We start from the raw sequence: 17,052 nt of genomic DNA on the forward strand, positions 1-17,052 counted from the left end.
GAATAATTAAAAATATCATAACGTTATAACGCCGTTCCGTCAAGAACAATTTCATTATGAAGACGGGTGAATCGACAAATTGCGAATGACCGGCCATGTTGCGGCAAAGCAAACAATACCGATAATAAAAATGATGAAGAAATTTGCAAATTCAGGTCCGTTTACTAAACTTCTCGTTAACTCTATCAGTTTTTCTTGAATATTTGGTAAAAAGAAAAGGGGTGAAATCGCAAGAAAAGTGTATCCAGCTTTACGGGCGAATCGGAAAAAAATTGCACCAATAAAAAATGCAGCGGCAAGACAAAAGAAAAAGAGAAACATGTCGATGACGGTTGATGCAAAGATGGAAGGCGTTTCACTGATTAAATCTGATGCCCGGAAAAAATGGATTTTTTTCACATTGAGCAGATTCCCTGCAAATGTCCCGAGTTCGAGAAAAATTGTGTGGATGGCCGCCATTACCATCGATGTGAGGAAAAATGAAAGACCGATGCCGGCTAAAAATTGATTGCGTGTGGCACCGCGCCGAATGCAATACGGCAGGCTGACTTTCACCGTGATAAAGCCAGTAACGATCATGTAAAGAGCCAATGCTAAGGATGTGCCGCTCATATATACTACACCATCGGACATCGAGAAGGAGAGAAGAATGGATAGAATCATCATAACGCCTAGTATGATCCAGAATCCGCTGACTGCCTTTTTCAATCCGATAAATTCATAGTATAGAACTGCTTTTATATTGCTCATCATTTTCTCCCCCCTGTATGAGAATTGGTTAAATGAACCATTAATTCTTGTATCGGAATAGCGCTGGTTTCAAGAAGGTGCAGTTCTGCTTCATGACGATTCCATTCAGGCCCAAATACATAGGCTGTTGTTCGTCCAGCGAATTCTTTCCGGTGAAGCGGTGATTTTCCATTTAATTCCATCACATCCTTTTTGGCTCCAGTAACAGAAAAGCTCTCTTCGCGTAATGTTTCGGCATCTTTATGGAGAATTAGGGAACCGTCGTGAATAATGAATATTTCTTCAAACAATTTTGCCGCTTCATCAATTAAGTGGGTTGATAAAATGAACAAGCGCGGCTCACGTTCAAATTCTTCAATTAGCAAGTCATAAAAGCGGCTGCGAAAGGCGGCATCGAGTCCGATGTACGGTTCATCAAAAATGGTCACGGGTGAATAGCTGGCGAGTCCGACGATAATGCCAAGTGCAGATTCCATGCCTTTCGAAAGGCTTTTCACTTTTTTTGAACGTTTCAATTGGAAAAGGCTGATCAGCTCATCCGCCCGTTTTTGATCCCAATTCGGATAGAAGAGGGAAGCGGACTTTACTGTATCTTTTACCGTGAATTCTTTATTGAAGTTCCCGCTTTCATTAATAAGACAGACGCTGCTTTGTTTTGTCGCTGGTGGATACCCGTTCACATCGATAGAACCATCATTCGGGAAAATGCAGCCGGCGATCATATTTAGGGCCGTTGTTTTTCCGGCGCCGTTTCGACCGAGCATACCAACAATTTTTGGACCTTTCATCGTAAAGGATAAACGATTTAATGCCATGTGCGCCCCGAATGTTTTTGTCACGTGATCAAATTGTACGTTCATGACTCGCGGCCTCCTTTTTTTATCATCGTTTCAAGCTCCACAGGGGAAATATCCAGTTTGGCTGCTTCATTCATAAGCGGTACGATAAAAGATTCGTAAAACTGTGTTTTTCGTTTGTCTGTTACCTGTTTTTTCGCTCCTTCTGACACGAACATGCCAATCCCTCTTTTCTTATATAAAATGCCTTCATCAACGAGAAGATTAATACCTTTAGCTGCTGTCGCCGGATTGATCTGATAATGGGCCGCGAATTCATTTGTGGATGGAACGCGGCTGCCTTCAGGAAATGTATCATCTAAAATGCCGCTTTCAACTTCTTCAGCAATTTGAATGAAAATCGGTTTTGAGTCGTCCAATTTTGCGCCCAATGGATAACCCCCTATCTTGTTAATTGGTTAGTTACTTATGTAATTAACCGTAATGCCATTTCTTGTTTTTGTCAATAAAAAAACCGCAGAATAGTTTCTGCGGAGAAAGTTAATGTGCTTTTTTGTATAGAAGATAAGATTGAACAGTCGGAATAAGAACGATTGCAAGAATGACGATAATAAAAATACTTAACCGAATCATTGACGGGAAAAACATCGTTAGGATGAAAATAACACCGGCAAGGATAAATAAGAAGCCTCCGGTCCGATGCGTTTTCATCCAGATGTGTTCATCCGCAATCGTCCACGGCGTCCGCAGCCCAATCATGTAACTAGGGCGAATGCGGGGCATGAAGTTTCCAATAATAATAAATAAGAGTCCAATTAGCAGTGAAACAGCGATATCCATTTCTACGGTGTAACCGAGTCCGTTTAAAAGCAGCAAGGCATGAACAATACCGACCAGTGTTACAGTGGCATACATAATAATTTTGTAGCTGCCTTTGAATTTGTCATAGTTTTGCCGGCGGGGGTCAATCTTCGGTGCCAGTATGAGAATGGTGCAAATAAACAGCAGCATGCCTGGACCGAAAAAGGCACCAAGCCATTTGGAGGAATACCCGTCGACTGTTCCGTCCGGCCCCCAGTGAGTAGCAATTTGATCTGGCAGATAAGGAAGTGCAGCCAGACTGGCAATAACAGCAGCGGTTAAGACCATCCAAAAATAACGATATTCTTTCATGATTCATTCTCCTTTCGTGATATGTCCATCATCCATTTCACAACGTCCTGAAAAACGGTCGTGTTTAATGAGTAAATAATGTGCTGTCCATTTCGTTCCGACAGAACAAGACCGGCACTCTGCAGTGTATTCAAATGATGTGAAATGCTGGGTTTTGTCATATTGAATTGGTCCGCGATATCGCCTGCTGTCCGGTCACGTTCTTTTAACAAATCGATAATGCTGAGTCTTGTCGGATCGGAGAGAGCTTTGAAAACAAGTGTTTGAGACATATTGATCATCCTTTATTTAGATGTTTACCTAATTATCTAAATTATAAATGAGGAAGGAAGAATATTCAAGATGAAAAAGCAGCGGTGATTTTTAGTGAGCATTATATCTTGTGGAAATATAAAAAGGCTACGAACAGAAGATTCGCAGCCTGGCTGATTAAGATGTGACTTTTTGTAATTTTTTTAGCACATGAAGCGATCGTCCAGTGCCGATTGCTACGGATTCAAGAGGGTTTGGTGCAAGGTGAACCGGTACAATGATTTCTTCAGCCAGCCATTCTTGAATGCCATTTAAAAGGGAGCCGCCTCCGCTTATCACAACACCGCGGTCAACGATATCTCCGCTCAGTTCAGGAGGTGATGATTCGAGTGTGACACGGATCGTTTCTAAAATCGCCATCAACGATTCGCGGAGGGCATGCTGAATTTCATAGGAGCTGACAACGACGGTTTTCGGCAGTCCAGTGACGAGATCACGTCCGCGCACATCCATTTTCATCTCTGCATGTTCTATCGGTGCGTATCCGATCTCCATTTTTATATTTTCAGCTGTTCTTTCGCCAATGAGCAAATTGTATTCTTTCCGAATATACTGCACAATGTCTTCATCTAATTTGTCCCCTGCGAGGCGAATTGAATTACATGATACGACACCGCCATATGAAATAATGGCTACTTCTGTTGTTCCGCCGCCAATATCAACGATTAAATTCGCAATCGGTTCTTCAACAGGCAAGTCAGCTCCAATCGCTGCTGCTACAGGTTCTTCGATTAAATGAACCGTTTTTGCTCCGCTTGATTTGATCGCATCTTGAATGGCACGGCGTTCCACACCTGTTGCGCCCGATGGCGTGCAGACTACAACAGTTGGTTTGCGTATGGCGAATCCGGCCGCTTTTCCCGCTTTTTTCATTAGCTCTTTTAACATTTCTGATGTGATATCAAAGTCTGCAATCACCCCGTCTTTCATCGGACGTACGGCTGCGATTTGTCCCGGTGTTTTCCCGATCATTTCTTTCGCATCCGATCCGACGGCTAATACTTTTTTTGTATTTAAATCAAGGGCAACAACAGAAGGTTCGTTTAAAATAATCCCTTTATCCTTACTGTAAACGAGCAAATTTGCTGTTCCCAGGTCGATTCCAATCTCTGCTTGTCCAAACATCATTTCCATTCCTCCAAACGGCGTTTTTTTGCCTTCGTTCAGTATAAATAAGAAGAAGAACGGGTGTACATGGGACAAAAAGATGAACAATCAAATGTTACAGCTATGACAAAGAAAAAAGCCGCTCTTTCAACAAAAAGGGCAGCTGTTGTTACGGAAATTTAAATTTTGTCATGAACAATCGGGGTCTATTGTCACATTTTTTTAAAGAAAAAAGCTAGTTCTTTACTATGGTCTTTTCTCGTTTTCCGGTACGCTGCACGTGCTGGTGCTGTGTCAAAAAGCCACTTTTCTTCTTCTGATTCAGGTAATACACTGGCTACTTCGACAGGGCTTCCATTTTTATTGAGCGCCACAAATGTAAGAAACGCGATCGCTGCGACTTCTTCATCACCGGTTATAAGATTTTCGGATGTCACACGGACAAACACTTCCATGCTGGAGTGTCCTGTATAAGTGACCATTGCTTTGAGCGTTACCGTGTCACCAACCTTTATCGGGCGTATAAAATCAACAGAATCAGTTGAGGCGGTCACGGTCGGATTACGGGCAAACCGCGTTGCTGAAATAGAAGCGACATCATCAATATGAGCCATTAATTTTCCGCCAAAAAGAGTACCGTAATAATTAGTATCTGGCGGAAACACTTGGGCTGACTTTACGGCAATCGTATCTTGCATTCGTTTGGTTTCTTTCATTTTATCACCTTATTCCTTCCACAAATTAGTATACATCATGAAAACGGTGTCATAAAGATTTTCAACATAAATGTTAAAAAAGTGGTTGTATTTTCATTCTTTATAGTGTATAAATATAAATATAACAAAGGTGACGACACGTCGGGGTGACTTTCATGATAGCGAAGGAACAATTGAAGGAGCTTGACCTGAAAGGGAAAGATTTCCTGAAACTTCTCGACTTCAGTATAGAAGAAGTGCAGGCGCTGGTTTTGCTTGCTGACGATATGAAAAAGAATAAAGAATCATATATGGATACGTTAAAGGGACAAATCCTTGGCATGATTTTTGAAAAAAGTTCAACAAGAACACGCGTCTCATTCGAAACAGCTATTCTTCAATTAGGCGGACACGGCATGTTTTTAAGCTCAGAAAATTTGCAGATCGGACGCGGAGAAACGATTGAAGATACAGGGAAAGTGCTATCAGGCTACCTCGATGGCATCATGATCCGTACACACGGTCATGACCGCATCGAAACACTGGCGGATGCAGCCTCAATTCCTGTTGTTAACGGTTTAACGGACTTATATCATCCGTGCCAGGCACTTGCTGATTTGCTAACCGTTTACGAGCACAAAAGCGGCTTTAAAGGAAATAAGATGGTTTATATTGGCGATGGCAATAATGTAGCACATTCGCTTATGATCGGCTCGGTCATGATGGGAATGGATTTCACATTATGTGCACCAAAAGGCTATGAAGCAGATTCGGATGTCATTGCGAAATCAAAAAAAATCGCAGCTGAAACAGGTGCTGTCCTGGCGTTTACAGAAGATCCGCTTGAAGCAGTTAAAGGTGCAGATTTTATCTATACGGACGTCTGGACGAGTATGGGGCAGGAAGAGGAGTCTGCGCTGCGCTTGAAAGCATTTGAATCGTATCAAGTAAATGAGACATTGCTTGCTGTGGCGAACAAAGACTGCAAATTTATGCATTGTCTGCCGGCTCACCGTGGTGAGGAAGTGTCTGCCGGCGTGATGGATGGAGAAGCATCTGTCGTGTTCCAGCAGGCTGAAAACCGGATGCATGCACAAAAAGCGGTTTTATACAGCTTAATGAAAAAATAAGAAACCTTGTTCAGCCGTTATTGGAGAACAGCTGGACGCTATACATTACTTAATTTCAGCCGTTATTGAAGAATGGCTGATCCCTTTAAAAAACATTCAAGCATTCAGACGTCATAGGAGGACGCTGAATGCTTTTTTATATGAAGAAAAGTGTGAGCGTGCTTAATAATAGGGAAACAATGAGTAGTGCAGCAAGCGGTTTTGCTGCGCGTTTTTTTATTTTTTGAAGGTCAACGGACATGCCGAGTGCACTCATCGCCATCCCCATTAAGAACGTGCCTGCAGATGCAATGGCATTCGTTTCGTGCTCTGACAAAACTCCTTTTTCAGTTCCAAGTGTACCAATCAAGGACACTAGTAAAAATCCAATTAAAAAATAAGGGAACTGTACGGGTGACTTCGTACTATTTTTCTTTTTGGTCAATAGTAGCAGAATGAGGCAAAAAGGAAATAAAAGAAGGACGCGGCTTAATTTTGATATTAATGCCGCATCCAATGCAGCGTTTCCTCCTGCGGCACCGGCTAGTGCTGCATGGGCGATTTCATGAAGCGTAAAGCCGGTCCAGTAGCCATACTCTTCAGACGTTAAATCGATTATTGGAGACACAGCCGGATATAAAAGGGCAAATATAGTCCCGAGAAAGGCAATCATTCCAACCGACAGTGCGGTATCTTCTTCTTTTGCTCGAATAATCGGAGCTGCTGCTGCAATGGCTGCGGCACCGCATATGCCAGTACCGGCCCCGAGTAATAGGGCAAGCTTAAGTTCAATCCTCAGCCAGCGGCCCGCGAGCACCATTGCGACCGTGGCAAACAAAACGGAACCCGCTGCTTGAAGCAGGAGCGGAAGCCCTTCTGAAGCAATGACTGCAAAATTTAACCGTATACCGTAAAGGACAATGGCAACACGTAAAATGATTTTACCGGTAAACGAAATTCCGAAACGCCATTGTTCGGGATAGCCAATAGAATTACGAAAAAATACTGCAATCAAAATTGACAGCGCAAGCGGTCCCGCATAGCCGATTACCGGTAGCTTTGCCCCTATATATGAAATACCTGCGATTATTGCGGTAAACAAGATGCCGCTAAATAAGGTGTTTTTTTGAGGTTTCGTTAAAGTTAAGACTGCTTCTTTCATGATGATCCGCCCCTTTTCTCTTCCTTTCATGGTAAAATATAAGAAGAGAAAAAGATAATTAATGATTATTATTCAAATAATAAGCAATCACTTATGATGGTGGGCGAAAATGGAGCAAAAACTTAAAGTTTTTTTAACAGTTGTAAAGCATATGAACTTTTCACGGGCCGCTGAAGAGCTGTTTATCACACAGCCGGCGGTTAGTCAGTATGTAAAATCACTGGAAGACGAGCTGGGAATAAAACTCATAGACCGCACGAACAAAAAGATACGTCTGACGAAAGCTGGAAGTCTTGTTGCCTACTATGGCGGCGAAATTTCAACGTTAAATGATAGGATGAAGCAGGCTGTAGAGGATTTGACTGGTGAAGTGCAAGGGAAGCTTTCTGTTGGGGCAAGTTACTCATTCGGTGAATATATTTTGCCGCATATAGTCGCGGACTTTCTTGAAAAATTTCCATCAGTGGATCCACATATATCAATTGGAAATACCCATGAAATTGCTGAAAAAGTGATTCATAATGAAATCGATCTAGGAGTGGTGGAAGGAACCGTTCCATCCGATAAATTAATTGCTGAAAAAATCGCTACTGACCGTATGTATGTGATTAAAGGCAAGAAAGAGCAACTTGACAAGCCCATCCATTTAAATGAAGAAACGTGGATCGTCCGTGAGCAGGGGTCCGGTACACGCGAAGCATTTGATTGGTTTGCTGCTAAGAACAATATTAGACCGGCTAAAACATTGGAGTTTGGCAGCACTCAAATTATTAAAGAAGCGGTGGAAGCAGGGCTTGGTGTTGCGCTCTTATCAGAGTGGACGATTCGCAATGAATTGGAACTTGAGAAGCTGAAAATTGTCGGAGGCGGCAGCTTGTATTATGAGCGGAATTTTTATGCGATTATTCATGATGCCCCGTTTATGACAAAAACATCAGAAACGTTTATACAGTTTTTGCGAAGAGACTAATGAATAAGCCTTTTGAAAGATACTCGAAATAACAAAGGAAAAACCCCGCTGCGTAAAGGAAGCGGGGCCATGTTTTTTATTAAGGCAGTTTCGTTTCGCCCATTAAAAAGCGGTCTGTTTCACGGGCTGCTTCGCGTCCTTCATGAATCGCCCAGACAACAAGACTTTGTCCGCGGCGCATATCACCGGCAGCGAAAATGCCTTCTTCGTTCGTGTTGTATTTACCGTACTTTGCTTTTACGGTATTACGTGCCGTCGTGTCGACGCCAAAGTGAGAAGCAAGCGGCATGTCAGTTCCGCTGAAACCAATTGCAACTAACACAAGTTCAACAGACCACACTTCTTCACTTCCTGGAATTTCCGTTAGTGTGTAGCCTCCATCTTCATGGTATGTTTTTTCCATGCGGACGGTATGGAGCTCTTTTAACTTGCCGTTTTCATCTGCGACAAATCTCTTCGTTGAAATTAAGTATTCACGAGGGTCTTCACCGTATATTGCTGCTGCTTCAGCATACGCATAATCAAGGGTGAATGTATTCGGAAATTGTGGCCATGGGTTGCTGCCCTGGCGTACTTCAGGCTGCTGTTCATGTTTACCAAACTGTACGACGCTTTTTGCGCCTTGACGAATAGCTGTTGCGACACAGTCGGCTCCTGTGTCACCGCCGCCGATGACAATGACGTTTTTGCCTTCTGCCGAAATAACATTTTCATCTGTTTGATCGAGAAGACCTTTAATGCTTTTTGTCAAGTATTCCATCGCGAGGTGAATGCCGTCAGCATCACGTCCTTCAATCATGATATCACGATGGGTCTGCGCACCTGCACATAAGATAACGGCGTCGTACTCCTCTTTTAGCTGTTCCTTTGTAATATCTTTTCCGATTGTCGTATTGACAATAAATTCAATTCCTTCGTTCTTTAAAAGATTGACACGTCGTTCAACCGATTCTTTTTCAAGTTTCATAGAAGGAATTCCGTACATTAATAGACCGCCAATGCGATCATCACGTTCAAAAACAGTAACGAGATGACCGGCTTTATTTAATTGATCAGCAGCCGCCAGTCCGGCAGGTCCTGATCCAACAACGGCAACCCGTTTTCCGCTGCGCCGTTTAGGCGGGTTCGGTACGATCCAGCCTTCTTCAAATCCTTTATCAATAATCGATTTTTCGATGGATTTAATTGCTACCGCCGGGTCGCTGATTGCTACCGTACAAGAGCCTTCACACGGAGCCGGGCAGACGCGGCCTGTAAATTCAGGAAAATTGTTTGTTTTTACGAGCCGGTCAAGCGCTTCTTTCCAGCGGCCGCGGTAAACAAGATCGTTCCATTCTGGAATGAGATTGTAAAGCGGACAGCCGGACGGTGTTCCTCCTATCATCTGGCCGGTATGGCAGAAGGGAGTCCCGCAGTCCATGCAGCGTGCTCCTTGGATGCTTAATTCTTTTTCGGGAAGTACAGTCGTGTATTCTTTCCAGTCTTTTACACGGTCAGCCGGATTTCGTCCGGGAGCTGTTTTTCGTTCGTATTCGATAAAGCCGGTTGCTTTCCCCATCATTCATTCTCCTTTCTTACACGTTTTCAACGACAGGCACTTCTTTCACTTTAAATGCCTCGTATTTTGCTTCTGACAGATTTAACCCTTGTTGTTCATAATAAGCAATCGATCTCATCATTTCTTTATATTCGTGAGGGATCACACGGATAAAGTGAACTTTTTCAGTTGCCCAATTTTTTAAAATAGAAGAGGCGAGAGGGCTTCCTGTCCATTGTACGTGGCTGGTTAGAAGTGCTCTTACTTCAGACTCCTCCTGCAGACTATCAAGTGATTCTGTCAAAACCATTTCACGGTTTATGCGTCGTTCCTGTTTTTCCCGATCAGGGGCGTATAAATAGGCAATCCCGCCGGACATTCCAGCTGCGAAGTTCCGCCCTGTTTCACCGAGAATAACGACACGACCGCCAGTCATGTACTCGCATCCATGATCTGTAATTCCTTCGACAACAATATTTGCACCGCTGTTTCGGACTGCAAAACGTGTACCAGCACGCCCGTTAATAAAGGCCTCACCGTTCGTTGCTCCGTATAAGTTTACATTTCCGCATATGGCATGTTCATGAGGCACGAGATTGGCGTCTTCATGTGGACGAACGACCAGACGTCCGCCAGACAGCCCTTTGCCGAAATAGTCATTTGCATCCCCATTCACAGTAAACGTCAAGCCTTTTGGAAGGAAAGCTCCGAAGCTTTGACCGGCAGATCCGTTAAATGTGAACTGAACGGTGTTTTCCGGAAGACCTTCAGCACCGTAAGCGGTCGTAACAGCTGAACCAGTAATGGTTCCAGCGGCACGGTCCGTATTAATGATGTCAAATTCGCCCGAAACCACCTGTCTATTCTCTAATGCGGGGCGTATTGCATCTAAAAGAAGACGGCGGTCAATGGTACGCTCCAATTTATAATCCTGATCCTTCGTTTTATACTGTTTTTGCCCCTGTTTTAACGGTGTCATGTATAAAAGAGGGAACAGATCGAGATACTTTGCTTTCCAGTGAAGTTCTTTACGGGCATGCGGCTTCAAAACTTGCTTTTGACCGATCATTTCATCGATTGTCCGGAAGCCGAGTTCTGCCATAATTTCGCGAATTTCACGTGCAACAAATGTTAAATAGTTGACGACGTGCTCGGGCTCGCCTGTAAACTTTTTGCGAAGCTCTGGATTTTGTGTTGCGACGCCGACCGGACAAGTGTCCATATGGCAGACACGCATCATGACGCACCCGAGTATGACGAGTGGCGCGGTTGCAAAACCGAATTCTTCCGCACCAAGGAGAGCGGCTAGGACCACATCGCGGCCGTTCATTAATTTCCCATCTGTTTCAAGCGTTACCTTTTCACGCAAACCGTTCATAAGGAGTGTTTGATGTGTTTCTGCAAGGCCAATTTCCCATGGGATGCCGGCATGTTTAATGCTTGTTTTCGGTGATGCGCCTGTTCCGCCTTCATAACCGCTGACGAGTATGACATCGGCAAGACCTTTTGCGACACCTGCAGCAATGGTGCCGACCCCAGATTTTGCGACTAGTTTTACGTTAATCCGTGCATCTTGATTTGCATTCTTTAAGTCATAAATGAGCTGTGCCAAGTCTTCAATTGAATAAATATCATGGTGAGGAGGAGGGGAAATTAACCCCACTCCAGGCGTTGATCCGCGTGTTTCCGCTATCCATGGATATACTTTTTTACCTGGCAGATGGCCGCCTTCGCCCGGTTTCGCTCCCTGAGCCATTTTAATTTGGATTTCAGTTGCAGTATTTAAATATTCACTTGTCACCCCGAAGCGGCCTGAAGCTACTTGTTTAATCGCACTGCTTCGAATATCTCCATTTTCATCCGGGCGATAACGGGAAGGATCTTCTCCGCCTTCACCGCTGTTGCTTTTACCTCCGAGCCGGTTTAATGCAATTGCCAAAGCTTCGTGTGCCTCTTTACTAATTGAGCCGTATGACATGGCACCTGATTTAAATCGCTTGAAAATCTCCTCCAGCGGTTCCACTTCTTCGAGAGGAATAGATGGACGCACTGTGTAATCAAGATCTAACAGGCCGCGAAGGAACATTATATTTTCTTCATTTGCCATTTCAGAAAACTCTTTATAAAGCTCGTAGTTATTCGTTCTTGCTGCATGCTGAAGCATATGAATCGTTTTTGGGTTGAACGCATGCTTTTCCCCTGTCCGTCTCCACTGGAATTCACCACTTGAATCGAGCGTCGTATCATGAAACTCGCTTTTTCCAAATGCATCATGGTGACGGAGCAGCGTTTCTTTTAAAATAACATCAAGTGTAATGCCGCCAAGTGCTGTTGTAGTGCCTGTAAAATATGTTTCTACTACATCATGGCCGATTCCAACAGCTTCAAAAATTTGCGCGCCACGGTAGCTTTGAACAGTTGAAATCCCCATTTTTGCCATAACTTTAATAATCCCGCTTGTTGCTGCGTAAGAGTAATTTTTCTCTGCTTCTTCTACAGACAAGTCAGTAATTGTCCCATCAGAAATCATCGCACGGATCGAAGCGATGGCTAAATACGGATATATCGCATCTGCTCCGTAGCCAATCAGGCAGCAAAACTGGTGAACATCTCGTGCTTCCGCTGTATCAAGAATGATGCTTACATTTGTCCGGCGTCCTGTCCTAATTAAATGATGATGCAGTCCGCTCACGGAAAGCAAAGCTGGAACAGCTGCTTTTTTGTTTGTCACACCTCGATCGGACAAAATAATAATGGAAGCACCGTTGTCAATGGCGGTGTCTGCTTCCTTAAACAGTTGTGCCATCGTCTGAGAAAGAGCGTTTTTTTGTTTAATGTCAAATAAAAGAGAAAGTGTTTTCGTTTTAAATGCGTCCTGTTTATTAAACGCAATTTTACGCCATTCTTTTTCGCCGAGAATAGGTGTTTCCAGCCGAATGCGCCGGCTGTTTTCTGCAGAAGGCGCCAGAATATTTCCCTCACTGCCGAGAAGTGTCATCATCGATGTGACATTTTCTTCACGAATGGCATCAATCGGCGGGTTTGTTACCTGTGCAAACAGCTGTTTAAAGTAGTTGTATAAAAGCTGTGGGCGTTCCGATAAAACAGCAAGCGGTGCATCGTAGCCCATCGAGCCGATTGGATCAATTTTTTCAATGGCCATCGGTGCAATTTGTTTTGCTAGTTCGTCGTACGTATAACCAAAATTTTTCTGAAGATTCAGAATTTCTTCCTCTCCATAATGCTCCGTTGATCCGATTGTTTCATCCAGATCTGAAATATGGGTTAAATTTTCATTTAGCCAGTCGCGGTATGGTTCCGCTGTCGTAATTTCCTCTTTAATTTCCGCGTCCGATACGATCCGTCCCTCTTCTAAATCAACAAGAAGCATTTCACCGGCGCTGACGGTTTCTTTTTTCACGATTCGTTTTTCATCAACTTCGATTGTCCCAACTTCAGAAGAATAGATAATGTGGTCATCATCAGTAATGTAATAACGAGCCGGCCGCAAACCATTCCGGTCCAGGATTGTGCCAATCTTTCGTCCGTCGGTAAATGAAATCGATGTCGGACCGTCCCATGGTTCCATTAAGCAGCTGTGATATTCATAGAAAGCGAGTTTAGGATCTACCATATGCGGGTCACGATCCCAAGGTTCTGGAATGAGCATCATTGCCGCATGAGGAAGAGAGCGTCCGGATAATGTTAAAAATTCAATTGCATTATCAAGCATTGCTGAGTCGCTTCCGTTTGTATCAATGATTGGCAAAAGCTTGTTGTATCGATCACCGAAAAGCTTTGAATAACCTGCTTTTTCTCGGGATTGCATCCAGCTGACGTTGCCGCGGTTAGTGTTAATTTCACCGTTGTGAATTAAGTAGCGGTATGGATGAGCGCGTTCCCAGCTTGGGAAGGTATTTGTGCTGAAGCGGGAATGAACGAGTGAGAAGGCTGATTTGTAGTCTTCTTTCGCGAGGTCGATGTAATATTGATCGATTTGCTCGGGTGTTAACATCCCTTTATAAATAATCGTTCTTGTCGAAAAGCTTGGAATATAAAATGAACCTTTTATATCAGGATTGTTACCAATTTCATTTTCAATGCGCTTTCTCATGATATATAGGGAGCGCTCAAAATCTTTTTCTGTGCCTTGCTTATTGTTTTTTTCGACAAAAAGCTGCATAACGTAAGGAGCAATCGCAAGCGCTTCAGGGCCCGCTGCTTCTGGATTAACCGGAACATCCCGCCATCCAAGAAATTTTAGCCCTTCTTCAAGTAAAATTCGTTCCACGTCATGCTGGATTAGCTGCCGCTGTTTGCTGTTTTTTGGCAAAAAAAACATGCCGACCGCGTAATCGAAAGGAGAAGGCAAAACAATGTTCAAATTTTCACATTCTTTTCGAAAGAAGTCATCGCATATTTGCAGCATTATTCCCGCACCATCGCCCGTTGTACCATTCAAATTTCCACCGCGATGTTCTAGACGGCAAAGCATATGAATGCCATCCTGCACAATTTTGTGAGAAGGGAGCCCTTTTATATTTGCGATAAAACCGATACCGCACGCATCGTGTTCGTTTGACGGGTCATACAAGCCCTGTTTTTCTGGGTAACCATAAAGATTCATGTTGTGCACCTCCGGATTCAAATCATTTTCTCTGTTGATATTTATTGTAAAGACGATAAATGATACAATCAATATATTATTATCGAGTTTTCAATCTCAAATTGATATGAATGGAAGGGAGTAGCGAACATGGAGATGCGGCAAATTAAATATTTCATGGAAGTGGCGAAAGAAGAGCATGTGACAGAAGCGGCTTACCGTCTTCATGTAGCCCAGTCAGCCGTCAGCAGACAAATTGCCAAACTGGAAGATGAACTCGGGGTAGAATTGTTTTTGCGGGAAGGAAGAAGTGTCCGTCTGACACATGCGGGAAAAATTTTTTTGCAGCATGCGGAAACGGCGATGGAAGCGATGGATAAAGCTGTACAGGCGGTCAATGATTATTTAAATCCGGAAGCGGGGAAGATTCGTCTCGGGTTTCCGAACTCACTTGCCACGAAAACATTGCCGCGTGTCATTTCTGCTTTTCGCAGCCAATACTCTGATGTTGGCTTTGATTTCAATCAAGGGTCAAACCGTGAACTCCGTGATCTTGTTCAAGGAGGAGAAATTGATCTGGCTTTTGTGTCTCCTGTGCCTGAGCCATCTAATGAAATTGATACGCATATTTTCTTCTCGGAACATATGAGGGCGCTGATTCCGACACATCACCGTTTAGCGAAACAGGTATCACTCAATCTGCGTGACTTAATGGACGACCAGTTTGTATTGTTCCGCACCGGTTATGATATGCGGGCACTCGTTATCGAAGCGTGCCGGCAGGTGAATTTTGAACCCGCTGTTGCATTTGAAAGTGATGATATCTATACAATTAAAGGACTGGTTGAAGCAGGGCTGGGCGTCAGTCTGCTGCCGGAGACGCTGCTTATTGACCAGACGCCAATGGGGACGGTTAGTATTCCGGTCAGTGTACCACGTGTAACCAGAACAGTTGGAGTAATCATTACCAAGACCCGTCCTTTACCTCCATCAGAAAAACTATTTTATGATTTTTTAATCAAATACTACAATCGGCTGAATGACTTTAGCTTTTAAGATAGAAGAAAAAAGAAAAAAGAAAAAAGAAAAAAGAAAAAAGACACAGGCAGCTCTGAATTGCCAGTGTCTTTTTTGATTTACGCCCAGTTTCCATTTTTAAAAATGGGTTCACGTGTGCCGTCCTGTTTAATGCCATCGATATTCATTTCGGCAGACCCGATCATAAAGTCGACGTGTGTAATGCTCGTGTTCAAGCCGTTTTTTTCAAGTTCTTCCTGCGACATTTCTTTGCCTCCTTCAATACAGAACGCATATGCGCTGCCGATTGCCAGGTGATTTGATGCATTTTCGTCAAATAGTGTATTGAAGAACAAAGTGCCTGCGTTTGAAATAGGGGAATCGTGCGGGACCAGCGCCACTTCGCCAAGGAAATGAGCGCCTTCATCCGTTTCTATGAGCTGTCGTAAAACGTCCTCTCCTTCTTCTGCCGTTACGTCTACAATTCGCCCATTTTTAAACGTCACGGTAAATCCATCAATAATATTGCCTGCGTAACTGAGCGGTTTTGTCGCTTTTACATACCCGTTTACTCCGGTTTTCTCCGGTACTGTAAATACTTCTTCTGTCGGCATATTTGCCATAAAAGCATGCCCCTGTTCGTTGACACTGCCAGCGCCAACCCATAAATGACTGTCTGGAAGGTTAATCGTTAAATCCGTTCCCGGTGCTTTATAATGGAGAGTTTTATAATGTTTTTCATTTAACTCAGCGACTTTTTCACGAAGTCGGTCATCATGATCTTTCCATGATTGTACAGGATCGGCATGATCAGCACGAACCGATTTGAAAATAGCTTCCCAAAGAGCTGGGATACGCTCGTTTTCTGGTAAATCGGAAAATACTTTATCCGCCCATTCTTTTGATGGTGCAGCGATGACTGTCCAGCTTACTTTATCGGACTGAATGTATTCGCGGTATTTTTTCATAGCGGCACCAGCAGTTTTTTGATAAGCAGCGATTCGTTTTGAATCAACCCCTTTAAGTAAGTCAGGGCTTGAAGAAATAACAGACATAAAGGCTGCCCCTTGTTCAGCGAGCGTTTCCATCATTTGTTTGTTCCACGCCGGAAATTCGTTAAAAGCCTCATCTGGTGCAAGTTCATATTTAAGACGGGAAACCGTGTCGTCACTCCAGTCCACATAGACGTGTTTTGCCCCTGCTTCATATGCTTTTTGGACGATGAGACGGACGAGCTCCGCTGCATCTAGTGTCGCGCGGATGACAAGGGACTGTCCTGGCTGGACATTTACTCCAGTTGTTACGGCTAGCTGTGCATATTTTTCAAGCTGTTCGTGAAAAGACGTCATATAATAATCCCCTTTTTTAAGTAGTGAAATTATTGTAACAAAAAAGACACATCATTGGGTAAATGATGCATCTATGTTTTAAATTGTTCAGTTAGGACATTTACAGTTTGCTAAAATACTTTAGGAGAATATGAATTTTCGGTTTTATATGGATGATGTAAAACCAAAAATAACATAGAACGCTTACTCATTCTGTCATGGATAAAAGGAATAAAAAGTAAAGAATTTTCGGATTAATATATTTCGAAAATTCGACAAAATATGCTAGGAGAAAAGGCCTTGTTTTTTTGTCACAGGTACTTATTTTACCAAAATCATGTAAATTAGATAATAAGATTTTGTTAAAATTATAAATATAGATAAATATTGTGAATTTTATATGGTTTAGGATTCTCTTTCTCGACAAGAACGTGTAAAATATTTAAATAAAGTATAGTGAAAAAGTCATAAAGGAATAGGGTGGAGATA

The 17,052-nt window shown here is 43.2% G+C and carries 14 protein-coding genes; 3 read left to right on the plus strand and 11 right to left on the minus strand.

The annotated features are described in order from the left end of the window. Nucleotides 1-54 precede the first annotated feature (54 nt). The 7 genes from BTO28_RS03975 to BTO28_RS04005 form a co-directional block, all read right to left on the minus strand. Nucleotides 55-750, minus strand: a complete 696-nt coding sequence (locus BTO28_RS03975; protein WP_144289448.1) for a hypothetical protein — start codon at nt 748-750, stop codon at nt 55-57. Further along, nucleotides 750-1,610, minus strand: coding sequence for an ATP-binding cassette domain-containing protein (locus tag BTO28_RS03980; RefSeq protein ID WP_076764237.1), 861 nt, complete (start codon nt 1,608-1,610; stop codon nt 750-752). Before BTO28_RS03980 ends, BTO28_RS03975 begins: the two co-directional genes overlap by 1 nt. Further along, nucleotides 1,607-1,978 (minus strand): GntR family transcriptional regulator, encoded by a 372-nt coding sequence (locus tag BTO28_RS03985; RefSeq protein ID WP_076764239.1) that lies wholly within the window; start codon nt 1,976-1,978, stop codon nt 1,607-1,609. Before BTO28_RS03985 ends, BTO28_RS03980 begins: the two co-directional genes overlap by 4 nt. Nucleotides 1,979-2,087: 109 nt before the next feature. Continuing rightward, entirely contained in the window at nt 2,088-2,720 is a 633-nt protein-coding gene (locus BTO28_RS03990) for an SdpI family protein (RefSeq protein WP_076764241.1), read from the minus strand. After that, nucleotides 2,717-2,992, minus strand: coding sequence for an autorepressor SdpR family transcription factor (locus tag BTO28_RS03995; protein WP_076764243.1), 276 nt, complete (start codon nt 2,990-2,992; stop codon nt 2,717-2,719). The genes BTO28_RS03990 and BTO28_RS03995 overlap by 4 nt, the downstream gene beginning before the upstream one ends. A 157-nt stretch (nt 2,993-3,149) precedes the next feature. Beyond that, nucleotides 3,150-4,157, minus strand: coding sequence for a rod-share determining protein MreBH (gene mreBH, locus BTO28_RS04000; RefSeq protein WP_076764305.1), 1,008 nt, complete (start codon nt 4,155-4,157; stop codon nt 3,150-3,152). Nucleotides 4,158-4,351: 194 nt separating this feature from the next. Beyond that, the gene (locus tag BTO28_RS04005; RefSeq protein ID WP_076764244.1) at nt 4,352-4,855 is read right to left on the minus strand and encodes an acyl-CoA thioesterase; all 504 of its coding nucleotides are present in this window, start codon (nt 4,853-4,855) and stop codon (nt 4,352-4,354) included. Between the two features lie 155 nt (nt 4,856-5,010). On the opposite strand from BTO28_RS04005, the gene argF reads away from it, so the two are divergent. After that, nucleotides 5,011-5,964 carry an ornithine carbamoyltransferase gene (gene argF / locus BTO28_RS04010; RefSeq protein ID WP_076764246.1) on the plus strand — a complete coding sequence of 318 codons (954 nt, stop codon included), beginning with the start codon at nt 5,011-5,013 and terminating at the stop codon, nt 5,962-5,964. A 136-nt stretch (nt 5,965-6,100) separates the two neighbouring features. Here argF and BTO28_RS04015 read toward each other — a convergent pair whose 3' ends face one another. Beyond that, nucleotides 6,101-7,105, minus strand: coding sequence for a YeiH family protein (locus tag BTO28_RS04015; RefSeq protein WP_076764247.1), 1,005 nt, complete (start codon nt 7,103-7,105; stop codon nt 6,101-6,103). A 109-nt stretch (nt 7,106-7,214) separates the two neighbouring features. Here BTO28_RS04015 and BTO28_RS04020 point away from each other — a divergent pair, with 109 nt between their 5' ends. Continuing rightward, nucleotides 7,215-8,075, plus strand: a complete 861-nt coding sequence (locus BTO28_RS04020) for a LysR family transcriptional regulator (RefSeq protein ID WP_076764249.1) — start codon at nt 7,215-7,217, stop codon at nt 8,073-8,075. Between the two features lie 79 nt (nt 8,076-8,154). On the opposite strand, the gene BTO28_RS04025 is transcribed toward BTO28_RS04020, so the two are convergent. After that, nucleotides 8,155-9,633 (minus strand): glutamate synthase subunit beta, encoded by a 1,479-nt coding sequence (locus BTO28_RS04025; protein WP_076764250.1) that lies wholly within the window; start codon nt 9,631-9,633, stop codon nt 8,155-8,157. A 16-nt stretch (nt 9,634-9,649) separates the two neighbouring features. Beyond that, nucleotides 9,650-14,239 carry a glutamate synthase large subunit gene (gene gltB / locus BTO28_RS04030; RefSeq protein ID WP_076764252.1) on the minus strand — a complete coding sequence of 1,530 codons (4,590 nt, stop codon included), beginning with the start codon at nt 14,237-14,239 and terminating at the stop codon, nt 9,650-9,652. Nucleotides 14,240-14,368: 129 nt separating this feature from the next. Between gltB and BTO28_RS04035 the strand changes: the two genes are divergently transcribed. After that, entirely contained in the window at nt 14,369-15,274 is a 906-nt protein-coding gene (locus BTO28_RS04035; protein ID WP_076764254.1) for a LysR family transcriptional regulator, read from the plus strand. Nucleotides 15,275-15,354: 80 nt separating this feature from the next. On the opposite strand, the gene BTO28_RS04040 is transcribed toward BTO28_RS04035, so the two are convergent. After that, on the minus strand, nt 15,355-16,584 hold the full coding sequence (locus BTO28_RS04040) for an aminopeptidase (RefSeq protein WP_076764256.1): 1,230 nt from the start codon (nt 16,582-16,584) through the stop codon (nt 15,355-15,357). Between the last annotated feature and the right edge of the window lie 468 nt (nt 16,585-17,052).

Origin of the sequence: Domibacillus epiphyticus, from assembly GCF_001975785.1 — a bacterium.
Taxonomy (GTDB): Bacteria; Bacillota; Bacilli; order Bacillales; family Domibacillaceae; genus Domibacillus; species Domibacillus epiphyticus.